Source organism: Rummeliibacillus sp. BSL5 (genome assembly GCF_052928305.1).
Genome location: NZ_JAVGCV010000001.1, coordinates 194596 through 210024 on the forward strand (window position 1 = coordinate 194596; position 15429 = coordinate 210024).

The 15429-nt window shown below is 38.1% G+C and carries 12 protein-coding genes; all 12 read left to right on the forward strand.

Annotated features, from left to right (window positions below; genetic code table 11):
- The first annotated feature begins 90 nt into the window (after positions 1–90).
- The 12 genes from RCJ93_RS01010 to hemL all read left to right on the forward strand — a co-directional run bounded on the left by RCJ93_RS01010 (position 91) and on the right by hemL (position 15380).
- Entirely contained in the window at positions 91–1452 is a 1362-nt protein-coding gene (locus RCJ93_RS01010; protein ID WP_446738156.1) for an amino acid permease, read from the forward strand.
- A 251-nt stretch (positions 1453–1703) separates the two neighbouring features.
- Positions 1704–2699: a tetratricopeptide repeat protein gene (locus RCJ93_RS01015; protein ID WP_446738157.1), complete on the forward strand. Its 996-nt coding sequence runs from the start codon at positions 1704–1706 to the stop codon at positions 2697–2699.
- Positions 2700–2804: 105 nt separating this feature from the next.
- The gene (tig, locus tag RCJ93_RS01020) at positions 2805–4097 is read left to right on the forward strand and encodes a trigger factor (protein WP_066788625.1); all 1293 of its coding nucleotides are present in this window, start codon (positions 2805–2807) and stop codon (positions 4095–4097) included.
- A gap of 322 nt (positions 4098–4419) precedes the next feature.
- Positions 4420–5685: an ATP-dependent protease ATP-binding subunit ClpX gene (gene clpX / locus RCJ93_RS01025; RefSeq protein ID WP_066788621.1), complete on the forward strand. Its 1266-nt coding sequence runs from the start codon at positions 4420–4422 to the stop codon at positions 5683–5685.
- A gap of 172 nt (positions 5686–5857) precedes the next feature.
- Positions 5858–8185, forward strand: coding sequence for an endopeptidase La (gene lon, locus RCJ93_RS01030; protein WP_066788619.1), 2328 nt, complete (start codon positions 5858–5860; stop codon positions 8183–8185).
- A complete protein-coding gene (yihA, locus tag RCJ93_RS01035; protein WP_066788617.1) occupies positions 8182–8763 on the forward strand; it encodes a ribosome biogenesis GTP-binding protein YihA/YsxC in 582 nt (193 codons plus the stop codon). Before lon ends, yihA begins: the two co-directional genes overlap by 4 nt.
- A gap of 353 nt (positions 8764–9116) precedes the next feature.
- Positions 9117–10481 carry a glutamyl-tRNA reductase gene (gene hemA, locus RCJ93_RS01040; RefSeq protein ID WP_446738158.1) on the forward strand — a complete coding sequence of 455 codons (1365 nt, stop codon included), beginning with the start codon at positions 9117–9119 and terminating at the stop codon, positions 10479–10481.
- 91 nt (positions 10482–10572) lie between these two features.
- A complete protein-coding gene (gene ccsA, locus RCJ93_RS01045) occupies positions 10573–11403 on the forward strand; it encodes a cytochrome c biogenesis protein CcsA (protein WP_066788609.1) in 831 nt (276 codons plus the stop codon).
- Positions 11404–11421: 18 nt separating this feature from the next.
- A complete protein-coding gene (gene hemC, locus RCJ93_RS01050) occupies positions 11422–12354 on the forward strand; it encodes a hydroxymethylbilane synthase (protein WP_147195858.1) in 933 nt (310 codons plus the stop codon).
- Positions 12344–13108, forward strand: a complete 765-nt coding sequence (locus RCJ93_RS01055; protein WP_446738159.1) for a uroporphyrinogen-III synthase — start codon at positions 12344–12346, stop codon at positions 13106–13108. The genes hemC and RCJ93_RS01055 overlap by 11 nt, the downstream gene beginning before the upstream one ends.
- Positions 13105–14088 (forward strand): porphobilinogen synthase, encoded by a 984-nt coding sequence (hemB, locus tag RCJ93_RS01060; RefSeq protein WP_066788596.1) that lies wholly within the window; start codon positions 13105–13107, stop codon positions 14086–14088. The genes RCJ93_RS01055 and hemB overlap by 4 nt, the downstream gene beginning before the upstream one ends.
- Positions 14088–15380 (forward strand): glutamate-1-semialdehyde 2,1-aminomutase, encoded by a 1293-nt coding sequence (gene hemL, locus RCJ93_RS01065; RefSeq protein ID WP_446738160.1) that lies wholly within the window; start codon positions 14088–14090, stop codon positions 15378–15380. The genes hemB and hemL overlap by 1 nt, the downstream gene beginning before the upstream one ends.
- The last annotated feature ends 49 nt before the right edge of the window (positions 15381–15429 follow it).

Consider the following 15429-nt stretch of genomic DNA (forward strand, 5'->3'; position numbering starts at 1 on the left):
TAGAGGGTGAAAATTATTTTAAGAAAGTTTGTTTTCTATGCTGAAATGCAGAGATAACTAGACATCTAGATGAACAGAGGGGGTAAAATTATGGCGAATGAAGAATTGAAAAGGGGACTTAAATCTCGGCACATACAAATGATTGCACTTGGTGGAACTATTGGTGTGGGGCTGTTTATGGGTTCATCAAGCACCATCGGTTGGACAGGTCCTTCTGTTATGCTTGCCTATGCGATTGCTGGTATATTCGTATTTTTTATTATGAGAGCTATGGGTGAGATGCTATATCTAGAGCCAATTACAGGTTCCTTTGCGACTTTCGCTCACCAATACATACATCCGCTTGCAGGCTATCTGACTGCATGGAGCAACTGGTTTCAATGGGTGATTGTAGGGATGTCAGAAGTAATTGCGGTCGGCTCATATATGCAGTATTGGTTTCCTAACTTGCCGCCGTGGATACCTGGCTTGATTGTCATTGTTATTTTAGGTTTGGCAAATTTAGTTTCAGTAAAGTCATTTGGCGAATTTGAATTTTGGTTTGCTCTAATTAAAATAGTAACGATTATATTAATGATAATAGCTGGATTTGGATTAATCTTCTTCGGTCTTGGCAATAGTGGACATGCAGTTGGGTTCTCAAATCTATGGTCAAATGGTGGGTTCTTTACAGGTGGATGGAAAGGTTTCTTCTTTGCCTTATCACTTGTGGTTGGTTCATACCAAGGTGTGGAATTAATCGGAATTACAGCTGGGGAAGCTGAAAATCCAAAGAAATCACTTACTAAAGCGATCAACTCTATTATATGGCGAATTCTAATTTTCTATATTGGTGCTATCTTTGTGATTGTAACAGTTTATCCATGGGATCAATTAAAAGAAGTGGGTAGTCCATTCGTTGTTACTTTTGCAAAAGTTGGTATTACAATGGCGGCTGGTTTCATTAACTTTGTGGTGATTACAGCAGCTATGTCAGGCTGTAATAGCGGGATTTTCAGTTCTGGCCGAATGATCTATACACTTGCAGAAAATGGTCAAGCACCAAAAGTATTTGCGAAGGTTTCTAAAAATGGTGTGCCATACTGGAGTACAATCGCAGTATTAATCGGCTTAACAGTAGGGGTTGTGCTCAACTTTGTATCACAATCAAAAATATTCGTTTATGTATACAGTGCTAGTGTTCTACCTGGGATGATGCCTTGGTTTGCCTTATTGATTGCTCAAATTAGATTTAGAAAAGTGCATAGCGATCAAATGCCATCGCACCCATTCAAAATGCCGTTTGCGCCAGTTTCTAACTACGTAACGATTTTATTCTTACTTACTGTATTGGTGGGTATGTGGTTCAATAAGGATACACAAATCTCCCTCATTGTCGGCATTATCTTCTTATGTATAATGACAGCATTATTCTTCTTATTAGGAATGAATAAAAAGCGTGTTAAAGAGTAATTTTCTAAACAAATTAGACTGTAGACTAACTCATATGAATGGGGGTCTACAGTTTTTTATTTTTTAAATCTTCCTCTCTACTATTTAGAGTGGGATTTATCTTTTATAACTCAAATTTGTTTATTTTATATTAAAATAACATATAGCTATAGAAATCTACATGAGCGAAATATAGACCAAATTGTCGAAGGAAATTATTTTGGGTCAAAATGTTTTTATGCTATGATGAATTTTAAGGGGAGTGAACACAATTGCGCAGAAAAAAAGGAAAACTTCAGAGGCATGAAAATGTTATTGTGTTCCCAGGAACGGTGGAGAGACTCGTAGCTGAGGGCCAGCAGTTCGCTGAAAAGTACCAATATGACCAGGCTGTTGAATGCTTAAAAGAAGCTTTGCAATACACCGAGGGAGATGAGGCATTACTCAGTGTTTATGCATTCTCTTTGTATGAAATAAGGAACTTTAAAGAAGCGAAAGCCGTTTGTGAAAAACTCCTCGCGATTGGGCCGCAATTATACATAGAAACGATGGAACTTTATTTAACTGTGCTAATGGAGTTGAAAGAATATAAACAAGTAGAAACCCTTATTGAGTCTTTACTTGAAGAAGATGTCATTCCGCCCGAATCGCAAGACCAATTTATCCGTATTAAAAACCTCAATGCTGCTATTGCAAAAGCAAAAATAGAAGACAGTCTAGATGATGTAGAGATAGAGCACGCCAGTGATGAATTTGAAGTAGATACATTCTTTTCTAAAACAACAATTGAGCAGATGCAAAAGCTGCAAGCAGCTAAAGAAATGAATATACGCCCAATTAAAGATTTATTGGTGGCGATTATTGAGGATGAAAGATCTCATCCTTTGATCCAAAGCTTTATTCTCTACCTTCTTGTCGCACAAGAAATCCCTGCGATAGTAGAGGTGAAAAAATTGGGGCATTCAAAAGTAGTGAACACAGAGGAATTGCTGTTACCGGATGAATTACCAGTAGCAAAGAAAGTGTTTGAATTGGTAAGCGATGCGCTCGACCAAGAACCTTCTACTTTACAGATGGTCCAATATCTATTGGCCAGGCATATCTTTGCAGCCTATCCTTATGAATGGTTTAATTATGGAGCAGAAGAGGTTGCAGAAGGCTATATTGACTTCGTACATGGAATGTTCGGCGTTGTCAAAGAGACAGATTATGACTTGATGGAGTTATTAAATACCCTTGAAGAGCAATCCGAATTGTTCGATACATGAAATCAGTTGAAAGTATAGCTATCTATGATATACTAAAAAAGTTGAGAAAGTCGTATTAACGAATAAATTGTCCAACATGTGAATTTAATTTTGGAGGTATTATACATGTCAGCAAAATGGGAAAAACAAGAAGGCAACACTGGAGTATTAACAGTAGAATTGCCTGCTGAAAAAGTAAACGCAGCTTTAGATAAAGCATTCAAAAAAGTTGTGAAACAAATTAACGTACCAGGCTTCCGTAAAGGTAAAATGCCTCGTCAAATGTTCGAAAAAAGATTCGGTGTAGAATCATTATACCAAGACGCACTAGAACTTTTAGTGAACGAAAACTATCCATTAGCAATCGATGAAACTGGTATTTCTCCAGTGGATCAACCAGAAATCGATTTTGAAATGGAAGACCTAGGCAAAAATAAAGACTTCAAATTTACTGCAACAGTTATTGTAAAACCAGAAGTTGAACTAGGTGATTACAAAGGTTTAGAAGTGAAAAAACAAGAAACAACTGTTACAGACGAAGAAATTGAACAACAATTGAAAGATCAACAAACTCGTCTTGCAGAACTTGTTGTTAAAGAAGATAGCGCAATCGAAAATGGCGATACAGCTGTAATCGACTTTGAAGGTTTCCAAGATGGCGAAGCTTTCGAAGGCGGCAAAGGCGACAACTACTCACTTGAAATCGGTTCAGGATCATTCATTCCAGGATTCGAAGAACAATTAATTGGCGCAAAAGCTGGCGAAGAAAAAGAAGTAGTTGTAACTTTCCCAGAAGAGTACCACGCAGCAGAATTAGCTGGTAAAGAAGCTACTTTCAAAGTAAATGTTAAAGAAGTAAAAGGTAAAGAACTTCCTGAATTGGATGATGACTTTGCACAAGAAGTAGATTCAGAAGTGAAAACACTAGATGAACTACGCACAAAATTAAAAGAAAAAACAGCTACTGAAAAAGCTGCAGCAGCTGATACAGCACTACGTGATGAACTAGTAGAAAAAGCTGCTAATAACGCAAAAATCGATATTCCAAATGCAATGATCGAAACTGAAATCGATCGTATGATGCAAGAATATGATCAAAACTTGCAAATGCAAGGTTTAAACCTTGATCTATTCTACCAATTCTCTGGTCAAGATGAAGCTGCATTGCGCGCTCAAATGAAAGAAGATGCAGAATCTCGCGTACGCGTAGCATTAGTTCTTGAAGCGATTGGCGAAGCAGAAAAAATCGAAGCAACAGAAGAAGACATCAATGCAGAATTAGAAAAAATGACTGAGCAATTCAAAATGGATGCAGATCAAATCAAATCAATCCTAGGCGGCACTTCCGTACTAGAACATGATGTGAAAATCCGCAAAACTGTAGAATTCTTAGTTGATAATGCAAAAGTAACTGAATAATACAGTTTCTAAGTAAACTTGAACAAGGTACGGGTTCTGTATCCGTACCTTGTTTCTTCACATATATGAAATGTAACTTCAACCAGAACGGTACCCCACACTGATTGGTCATGTTCCAACTGGGCTTTTAGGGGTAAATACCCCCACATAAACTTCTCGCTTTTTCATTTCAAAAGTAGGGTTTTTACAACCCATCAAAGCGGAATAAATTTTATAAATCATAACGATACATACTATAAGTAATTTTTGTAGCAAGAATTCATTATATTTGATAATATAAATGGAATCTTGTAACATTGTTGCTTGAATAGGGGTGAAATAATTGTTCAAATTTAATGATGAAAAAGGCAATTTAAAATGCTCATTCTGTGGTAAACCGCAAGAACAAGTTCGTAAACTTGTGGCAGGGCCAGGCGTCTATATTTGTGATGAATGTATCGACTTATGTTCTGAAATCGTTGTAGAGGAACTAGGCACTGAAGAAGAAGTAGAGCTTAAAGATATACCAAAACCAAAAGAAATTCTTGAAACATTGGATGATTATGTCATCGGACAAGAACGTGCGAAAAAAGCATTATCCGTAGCTGTATATAATCATTACAAACGTATAAATACTCAAAGCAAAGTAGACGATGTTGAATTATCTAAATCAAATATCGTTTTAATCGGACCAACTGGTAGCGGTAAAACATTGCTTGCTCAAACGTTAGCACGTATTATTAATGTACCTTTCGCTATTGCTGATGCGACTTCATTAACTGAAGCAGGATATGTTGGGGAAGATGTAGAGAATATTCTTCTTAAATTAATCCAAGCTGCAGACTATGATGTAGAACGCGCTGAAAAAGGAATAATTTATATAGATGAGATTGATAAGGTAGCCCGCAAGTCGGAAAACCCATCAATCACTCGAGACGTATCTGGTGAAGGTGTTCAACAAGCATTGTTGAAAATCTTAGAAGGAACTACAGCTAGCGTACCACCACAAGGCGGCCGTAAACATCCGCACCAAGAGTTTATCCAAATCGATACAACTAATATCTTATTCATCGTAGGCGGAGCATTTGATGGAATTGAATCCATTATTAAACGCCGTATGGGTGAAAAGGTAATCGGTTTTGGCTCTAACCTTAAAAAAGATGCAGACGACAAAAATCTAATGAAACATTTAATTCCAGAGGATTTATTAAAATTTGGCTTGATCCCAGAATTTATTGGCCGTTTGCCTGTACTTGCGAGCCTAGAACTTTTAGATGAAGATGCACTTGTTCAAATTTTAACTGAGCCAAAGAACGCGTTAACAAAACAATATCAAAAAATGATGGAGTTAGATGACGTAGAACTTGAGTTTGAAAAAGATGCATTGTACGAAATCGCTAAAGAAGCAATCGAACGTAAAACAGGTGCACGTGGTTTGCGTTCCATTATCGAAAACATCATGCTAGATGTTATGTTTGAACTGCCATCGCGTGATGATATAGCGAAATGTATCGTTACCAAAGAAACAATTACAGAAAAAGCAAGACCAAGACTTGTATTAAAAGACGGTACAGAGTTAGATCCAAATAACAAAAAAACGTCTGCGTAAGAACTGATCCAATAGCTGGTTCGATCAAGTGCCAATCAGCACTTGACCGGCCAGTTTTTTGAGTTTTAGGCGAATTGGCTAACTTGTAACAATATGAATGAAATACTTTGAATGAACCATACTTATAACGTGCTTTTATAGTTAGAACTTAAAGTCGGAGGTGATCGCTCGTATGGCAGAAGTAACTAGAACAAAAGACTTACCACTTTTACCGCTTAGAGGGTTGCTCGTGTATCCAACAATATTGTTACATATTGACGTAGGTCGCGTACGCTCAATTGAAGCATTGGAAAAAGCAATGGCGGATGATCATTTAATCTTCCTTGCTACCCAAAAAGCAATGGATATCGAAACACCAGAAGAAGAAGATTTATATAAAACAGGTACTGTAGCATATGTAAAGCAAATGCTTAAACTTCCGAATGGAACTTTACGTGTGTTGGTTGAAGGTCTTCATCGAGCAAAGATAGAAACAATAACTGACCATAAAAAATTTATGACAGCGAATATTGAAAACTTTCTTGATTCTAAGGAAGCAGATTTGGAAACTCAAGCACTAATGCGTACGCTGCTTTCTTATTTTGAAAAGTATACGAAAGCATCAAGCAAGATTTCCCATGAATCGTTTGCTACAGTTGCAGATATTGAAGAACCAGGTCGATTTGCTGATACTGTGGCATCTTATTTGCCGCTCAAAATGCACGGCAAACAAGAAATCCTCGATACAATTGATGTCAAGGAACGTTTAAGTATTTTGATTAATCGTTTGCATGATGAGCAAGAAGTATTAAATTTAGAGCATAAGATTAACTCAAAAGTTAAGCGTGCCATGGAAAAAACTCAAAAAGAATTCTACTTGCGTGAGCAAATGAAAGCAATTCAAGAGGAACTTGGCGACCGTGAAGGGAAACAAGCAGAGGTAGCGGAGTTGCGTACAAAAATTGATGCAGCGAAAATGCCTGAAGAAATAAAATTGGTAGCTCTTAAAGAATTAAGCCGTTACGATAAGATCCCTGTAGCATCTGCTGAGAGTGGTGTAATTCGCAACTATTTAGATTGGCTTGTGGCCCTTCCTTGGAGTAAGGCTACAAAAGATAGAAGGGATATTCATGTCGCTGAAAAAATCCTTAATCGTGACCATGAAGGTCTAGAAGATGTTAAGGAAAGAATACTTGAGTATCTTTCAGTTCAACAGCTTACAAATTCATTGCGCGGACCGATCTTATGTTTAGCAGGTCCTCCGGGAGTCGGTAAAACGTCCTTGGCAAAATCAATTGCAGAGTCGTTAAATCGAAAATTTGTACGAATATCGCTTGGTGGAGTAAGGGATGAATCAGAAATCCGCGGTCATAGAAGAACCTATGTCGGTGCTATGCCTGGACGTATAATTCAAGGTATGAAAAAAGCAGAAACAATCAATCCCGTATTTTTATTAGATGAGATCGATAAAATGTCTAATGATTTCCGTGGGGATCCATCAGCTGCATTGTTAGAAGTACTTGACCCAAATCAAAACAACACATTTAGTGACCACTATTTAGAAGAACCGTACGATTTATCGAATGTCATGTTCATTGCAACAGCTAATGACTTAAGTACAATTCCTGGCCCGCTTCGGGATCGTATGGAAATAATCTCAATTGCAGGGTATACAGAGTTTGAGAAAGAGCAAATTGCTATTAACCACTTAATACCAAAGCAAATGAAAGAAAATGGCCTATCTAAATCACAGCTACAAATCCGTGATGATGCCATTCTTGACCTGATACGGTATTATACTCGAGAAGCAGGTGTTCGAAGTCTTGAACGTGAAATTGCTTCTTTATGTAGGAAAGCTGCGAAACAAATCGTTTCAACGGAAAAGAAACGAGTTGTGATTACGGCAAAAAATTTAGAGGATATGCTTGGCAAACACCGCTTCCATCATGGTCAAGCGGAACAAGAGAACCAAGTCGGCGTTGCAACTGGGTTAGCATATACAGTAGTAGGCGGCGATACGCTTCAAATTGAGGTTTCGCTTACTCCAGGTAAAGGCAAAATTCAGCTTACTGGTAAACTTGGTGATGTAATGAAGGAATCAGCACAGACTGCATTGTCTTACGTGCGATCAAAAGCTGATCAACTCGGCATAGACCAAGATTTCTTCGATACGCATGACCTTCATATTCATGTGCCAGAAGGAGCTGTTCCTAAGGATGGTCCTTCAGCTGGAGTAACAATGGTGACTGCAATTACATCTGCTATCACCAAAAAGCCGATTCGAAAAGAAGTAGGAATGACTGGGGAAGTCACTCTACGAGGAAGAGTATTGCCAATTGGGGGCTTAAAAGAAAAATCTCTTGGCGCCCACAGAGCAGGTTTAACAACCATCATTTTACCGAAAGATAATGAACGTGATATAGATGATATACCAGAAAGTGTGCGAAAAGGGCTTACGTTTAAGCTCGTGTCAAACGCGGATGAAGTATTAAACATCGCGCTCGACGGAGGGATTTCATGAAAGTCAATAATGTAGAAATGGTCATTAGTGCTGTAGGACCAAAACAATATCCAGAGGATGGTCTGCCAGAGTTTGCTCTGGCAGGTCGTTCAAATGTTGGTAAATCTTCATTTATCAACAGAATGATTGGGCGCAAAAGTATGGCGCGCATATCATCTAAACCAGGTAAAACACAAACACTCAACTTTTATAAAATTGAAGAACAATTATTCTTTGTCGATGTTCCTGGCTATGGCTATGCCAAAGTTTCTAAAACAGAACGCGAAGCATGGGGCAAAATGATCGAGCAATATTTAACTGGACGAAGCATTCTGAAAGCAGTTGTCCAAATTATCGATATCCGCCATGAACCAACTGACGATGATTGTATGATGTACGACTTTTTAAAACACTATAACATTCCAACCATTGTTATTGCTACGAAAGCAGATAAGATTAAAAAGGGAAACTATGAAAAACATAAAAAAATTATAAAAGAAGTCCTAGACATGGATCCAAACGACCCGCTTATTTTATTCTCATCAGAAAAAGGAATGGGTATGGAACAAGCCTGGGCTGAAATTGAAAAAAGAATGTAATGATACATAATACGCTGCAATATACAGTGTTGTCTATGTAATCGAAATTTGCTCTTGTAGGATATATAGGAGCAAATTTTTTTGTTTAGCTCTGTTTGTTTGAATTAATGAATTATGGGGATTATAAGTAATAGCAGGTTTTACACAGTGCAAAGGTATTAAAAAACTGAAAATTACGTTATAAAACAGGTTAATTGTACTTCGAAGTATAATTTGCTAAAATATAAATTATAATAATTCTAAACAACAAGATGTCAATACGTCATAGGGTGTTCACAATTTATAAACAAGAATGATGACGATTTATGATATAATAGACATCGTGAAAATGAACGTGTGAGGTGTAGAGATTCATGCATACCATCGTAGTAGGCTTGAATTATAAAACAGCGCCCGTCGAAATTCGGGAAAAATTTTCTTTTACTGAAAATGAAATACCAGAAGCGATGAGAGCATTACAAAGCCAAAAAAGCATATTAGAGAACGTGATTGTTTCTACATGTAACCGTACAGAGATTTATGCAGTAGTAGACCAGCTGCATACTGGCCGTTATTACGTCAAACAATTTCTTTCAACATGGTTTAAAGTTCCTGTTGAGTCGTTCGAAAGTCATTTATATATACGTGAAGAAGATGAAGCAATGATGCACTTATTCAAAGTTACTTCAGGTATAGACTCAATGGTTTTAGGTGAGACACAAATACTTGGACAGGTAAAGACAAGTTTTTTACAAGCGCAAGAACTTGGCGTAACAGGCACTGTTTATAATAAATTATTTAAACAAGCGGTTACATTTGCGAAACGTGCGCATGGCGAAACAGCCATCGGTGAAAATGCTGTGTCTGTATCGTATGCTGCAGTAGAACTGGCGAAAAAAATATTTGGTTCTCTTGAAAATAAACATGTAGCTATACTTGGTGCCGGCAAAATGGGTGAGCTTGCAGTCGAAAACCTTTATGGTAGCGGCGTAGGGAAAGTAACTGTTATAAATCGTACGTTCTCTAAAGCAGAAACCCTTGCAGAAAAATTCCATGGTACAGCTAAATCCATGCAAGAACTACAATGTGTATTGCTAGAGGCAGATATTCTAATTAGCTCGACAGGTGCAACAGAATATGTTATTGACCATGAATTAATGCAATTTGTTGAGAAACTTCGCAAAGGAAAACCTTTATTCATGGTAGATATTGCTGTGCCTCGTGATTTAGATCCACGCATTGGTGATATTCCAAATGTATTCTTGTATGATATTGATGATTTGCATGGCATTGTTGAGGCAAACCTCGCAGAAAGAGAACGCGCAGCAAGCCAAATTGTTTCCATGATTGATACAGAAGTGAATGATTTTAAAGATTGGATGACAACTCTAGGCGTTGTGCCTGTTATTGCAGCCCTTCGTCAAAAAGCTGCTCGCATTCAATCTGAAACAATGCAAAGCATCGAAAATAAAATGCCAGATTTAACAGACCGTGAGAAAAAAGTATTAAATAAACATACAAAATCTATTATTAATCAATTGCTCAAAGATCCGATTCTACAAGCGAAAGAAATGGCCGGTTCACAAAAATCAAAAGAACAGTTAGCGCTGTTCCAACGTATTTTTGGTATTGAAGAGGATGTACAAGATGAAGTGAATAAACAACAGCTTCAACAAAAAGAGCGAATGGATAAAACAGTATTAGAAGCACAAGCATCTGATGCAAAATGGTCATATTAAGAAACTTTAAGAAGAGCGTTTTCGTGTCTATGTGGTAAACTATAGGTGCGGAAACGCTTTTTTTAAGATTTATGTCGCAAAGGAGCATATTATGGCTGATTTGACGATGACAAGGCTGCATGAAGCAATGGTCGTCTTATATGCGATCAGTCTTGTCTTTTATTTTATCGATTATTTAAATAAAGACCCGAAAGCCCATCGCATTGCGTTTTGGTTAATTTCTGTAGTATGGGTACTTCAATCAGCATTTTTAGGACTTTATATTATACAGACACATAGATTCCCAATACTTTCGCTATTTGAAGGAATTTACTTTTACGCGTGGCTTTTAATTACTATTTCGATTTTTTTACATTGTTTATACCGAGTAGATTTGCCTGTCTTCTTTTTAAATGTGATTGGTTTTATATTTATGACTATCCACACATTTGCACCAAATCAGTTGGCACTTTCGCCAGTCGGCAAGTCACTTATTTCTGAATTGCTCTTTTTCCATGTCACATTTGCCATCTTGTCCTATGTAGCCTTTTCGCTGTCCTTTGTTTTTTCAACATTGTATCTCATTCTTTACAATGTATTGAAGAAGAAAAAGTGGACAAAACAATGGACGCGTTTACCATCATTAGATCAAGCACAAAAAGGCATGACGTGGGCTATATTGGTGGGTATTCCTATTTTGCTAATTAGTTTAATACTTGGACTTCAATGGGGTTATTCATCGTTAGAGCATTTCACTGTTTTAGATACAAAGATTATAGGGTCTTTTCTTTCTCTATTAATCTATTGTTTTATATTATATGGCTATCGAAAAGGAAAGCTTCATACGACGATGTATGCTTGGACAAATGTGTATGCCTTCCTTGTTATCATTGTAAATTTCTTTTTAGGAAGCCGTTTGTCAAGTTTTCATTTTTGGTATTAATAGAAAGGTTGGATGTACGTGCGTAAAATTACTGTTGGATCAAGACGAAGCAAACTTGCATTAACTCAAACAAATTGGTTTATTGACCAATTGAAGAAAGCTGGGGCGCCGTTTGAATTTGAAGTGAAAGAAATTGTGACAAAAGGCGATAAAATTGTGGATGTTCAATTGTCTAAAGTAGGCGGCAAAGGCTTATTTGTAAAAGAAATTGAGCAAGCTTTATTTGACAAAGAAATCGACTTTGCTGTACACAGCATGAAAGATATGCCTGCAGTACTTCCAGAAGGGCTAGTTATTGGCTGTATTCCGAAACGTGAAGATCCACGCGATGCCTTTATTAGCAAAAATCACGTGAAATTTGCAGATTTACCAAAAGGAGCAGTTGTAGGTACGAGTAGTTTGCGCAGAAGCGCACAATTGTTGCTTGCTCGTCCAGACTTGGAGATCAAATGGATTCGCGGTAATGTTGATACCCGTTTAGCAAAACTAGAAAATGATGAGTACGATGCGATTATCCTAGCAGCTGCAGGGTTGAAACGTTTAGGTTGGAGTGATGAGGTTGTTACAGAATACCTATCAACTGAAGTATGTCTGCCAGCAGTAGGGCAAGGTTCGCTTGGAATTGAGTGTCGTGCTGATGACGAAGAGCTACTATCTGAGCTGGCGAAATTAACAGACAAAGCAACGTGGGAAGAAGCTCATGCAGAGCGCGCGTTCCTTGCTGCAATGGATGGCGGTTGCCAAGTGCCAATTGCTGGCTTTGCACGTTTTGAAAATGATGGCGTGAATTTCAAAGGCCTAGTAGCTGCTCCTGATGCCTCTGTTTTTTATAAAGAATCAGTTGCTTCAAAAGATGCAAAAGCTGCAGGAGAAGAAGTGGCAGAAAAACTAACAAGCCAAGGTGCATATGAGTTAATTCAAAAAGTAAAGGCTGAGCAAAATGCCAACTAATCTGCCATTGAGTGGACAAAATATTGTCCTGACTGGCACGAAGATGACGCATTCAGTATCTTCACATATTTTAGAAAGGGGCGGCAATGTATATCATTTGCCGCTCATTGCTGTACAAGAAGCCACTTCTTCGAATGATGGTGAAAAGCTAGCAAAAGCCTTAAACAGCGAATGGCTAATCTTTACTAGTCAAAATGCTGTAGAAGCATTTTCACAAAAGCTTGCCCGCGCTTCATTAAGCATAGAAAAAAGCAGAGCCAAGATTGCTGCAGTGGGTGAGAAAACTGCAAGTGCATTAGAAAAAATAGGTTGTCAGATTGATTTTATGCCGTCTACATACAGTGCGGATAAATTTGTTGTCGAATTTCCTAAAGTGGCTGGGAAGGTTGAAAGTTGTCTATTCTTGAAAGGTAGTTTAGCAAAGGCTACTATAAAGGAAGGGCTGCCGTTTCCAGTCGATGAATGGACGGTCTATGAAACCATTCAAAGTACAGAGCATATCAGTGAATTAACGACATTAATCCAAAAATCAAAGGACGCAACAATTATTTTTGCGAGTCCTTCTGCTGTGAATGTATTTAATAAATATGTCGCACCGCAAACAGGCTGGAGAGGTTATCAAATCGCAGCCATTGGACATGTTACTGAGCAAGCTCTTTTAAATGCCGGAGCAATGGTAGATGTTAAACCAGAAAAATATACGATGTTGGCCATTATAGAAGAATTGGCTAAAAAGAAAGGACGATCATCATGACAGATTTACATTTCAAAAGACATAGACGTTTACGCCAATCTAGTGCGATGCGTGCGATGGTAAAAGAAACTTACTTACACAAAGAAGACTTTATTTATCCAATCTTTGTTATCGATGGCGAAAATATTAAAAATGAAGTGTCATCAATGCCAGGTGTATTTCAATTCTCACTTGATCGTTTAGGAGAAGAAATGGATGAAGTTGTTTCTCTTGGTATTCCATCTGTTATTCTTTTTGGACTTCCAGCAGAAAAAGATGAAGTAGGGTCACAAGCATATCATGATCATGGCATCGTCCAAGAAGCTACTCGTTTTATTAAGAAAAATTATCCTGAAATTGTGGTAGTTGCTGATACTTGTCTATGTGAATTTACTTCTCACGGCCATTGTGGCGTTGTATCAGAAGATGAAAAAATCTTAAATGATCCATCATTAGATTTATTGGCTAAAACAGCGGTTTCACAAGCAGAAGCGGGAGCAGATATTATCGCACCTTCTAATATGATGGACGGGTTTGTAGCTGCTATTCGTAAAGGATTAGATGAAGCGGGTTATGAAGATGTTCCGATTATGTCTTACGCAGTAAAATATGCATCTGCTTATTACGGTCCATTCCGTGACGCAGCAGATGGTGCACCACAATTCGGCGACCGCAAAACGTATCAAATGGATCCATCAAACCGTATGGAAGCAATGCGTGAAGCTGAATCTGACGTAGAAGAGGGAGCGGACTTCTTAATTGTAAAACCAGCGTTGTCTTATTTGGATATTATGCGAGATGTTCGCAATAACTTTGATTTACCTGTTGTTGCCTACAATGTAAGTGGTGAATATGCGATGGTCAAAGCAGCTGCAATTAATGGCTGGATCGATGAAAAACAAGTCGTATTAGAAACATTACTTGGCATGAAACGTGCAGGCGCTGATTTAATCATTACTTATCATGCAAAAGATGCAGTTCGTTGGATGGAGGAGAAATAATGACACGTTCACATGAAAAATCAAAAGCAGCTTTTCAGGAAGCAATTCACTTAATGCCGGGTGGCGTCAATAGCCCTGTTCGTGCATTTAATGCGGTAAATATGGATCCGATCGTAATGGAAAAAGGGAAAGGTGCAATCATTACAGACGTAGATGGCAATGATTATATCGACTACGTATTATCATGGGGTCCTCTTATCTTAGGTCATACACATCCTGATGTGGTAGCTGCGATTCAACGTGTGGCTGAATCAGGTACAAGCTTTGGCGCTTCTACTGTGATTGAAAATGATTTGGCTAAAGAAGTAATCAAACGTGTACCATCTATTGAAATGATTCGTATGGTTTCTTCTGGTACAGAGGCGACAATGAGTGCTATACGTGTAGCGCGCGGTTATACAGGTCGCGACAAGATCTTGAAATTTGAAGGCTCTTATCATGGTCATGGTGACTCTTTACTTATTAAGGCAGGCTCAGGTGTGGCAACACTTGGTTTACCGGATAGCCCTGGGGTGCCGTTAAGTATTGCTCAAAATACGATAACTGTTCCTTACAATGATTTAGAGTCTGTAAAACAGGTCTTTGAGATGCATGGAGAAGATATCGCAGCGATTATTGTTGAACCTGTAGCGGGAAATATGGGTTGCGTGCCACCGCTTCCAGGCTTTTTAGAAGGATTGCGAGATATCTCTACAAAAGCAGGTTCATTATTAATTTTTGATGAAGTTATGACAGGTTTCCGTGTTGGGTTCAACAGTGCTCAAGGATATCTTGGGGTTACACCAGATTTGACTTGTCTTGGGAAAGTAATTGGTGGTGGTCTACCAGTTGGAGCTTTCGGTGGTTCTCGTGAAATCATGGAACACATTGCACCAGCAGGACCAATTTATCAAGCAGGAACATTATCAGGCAATCCGCTTGCTATGACAGCTGGCCTTGAAACGTTGAATCATTTAACGCCAGAGTCGTATAACTACTTCAAAAAGTTAGGTGACCAATTAGAAGCAGGGTTCCGTGAGGCAGCTGAAACATACAATATTCCACACACAGTAAATCGTGCAGGATCTATGATTGGTTACTTCCTAACAAATGAAAATGTTATTGATTTTGAAACTGCTAAAACATCTGATCTGCAATTATTTGCAGAGTACTATACACTAATGACAGAAGAAGGGATTTTCTTACCGCCATCTCAATTTGAGGGTGTTTTCCTTTCAACGGCGCATACGGAAGAACATATTGCACAAACAGTGAAAGCCTTCCAAAAAGTATTTAAACAATTAGCACGTTAAGACATACAGCAGAGCGCATATGCTCTGCTGTTTTTTTATTTCTTAATTC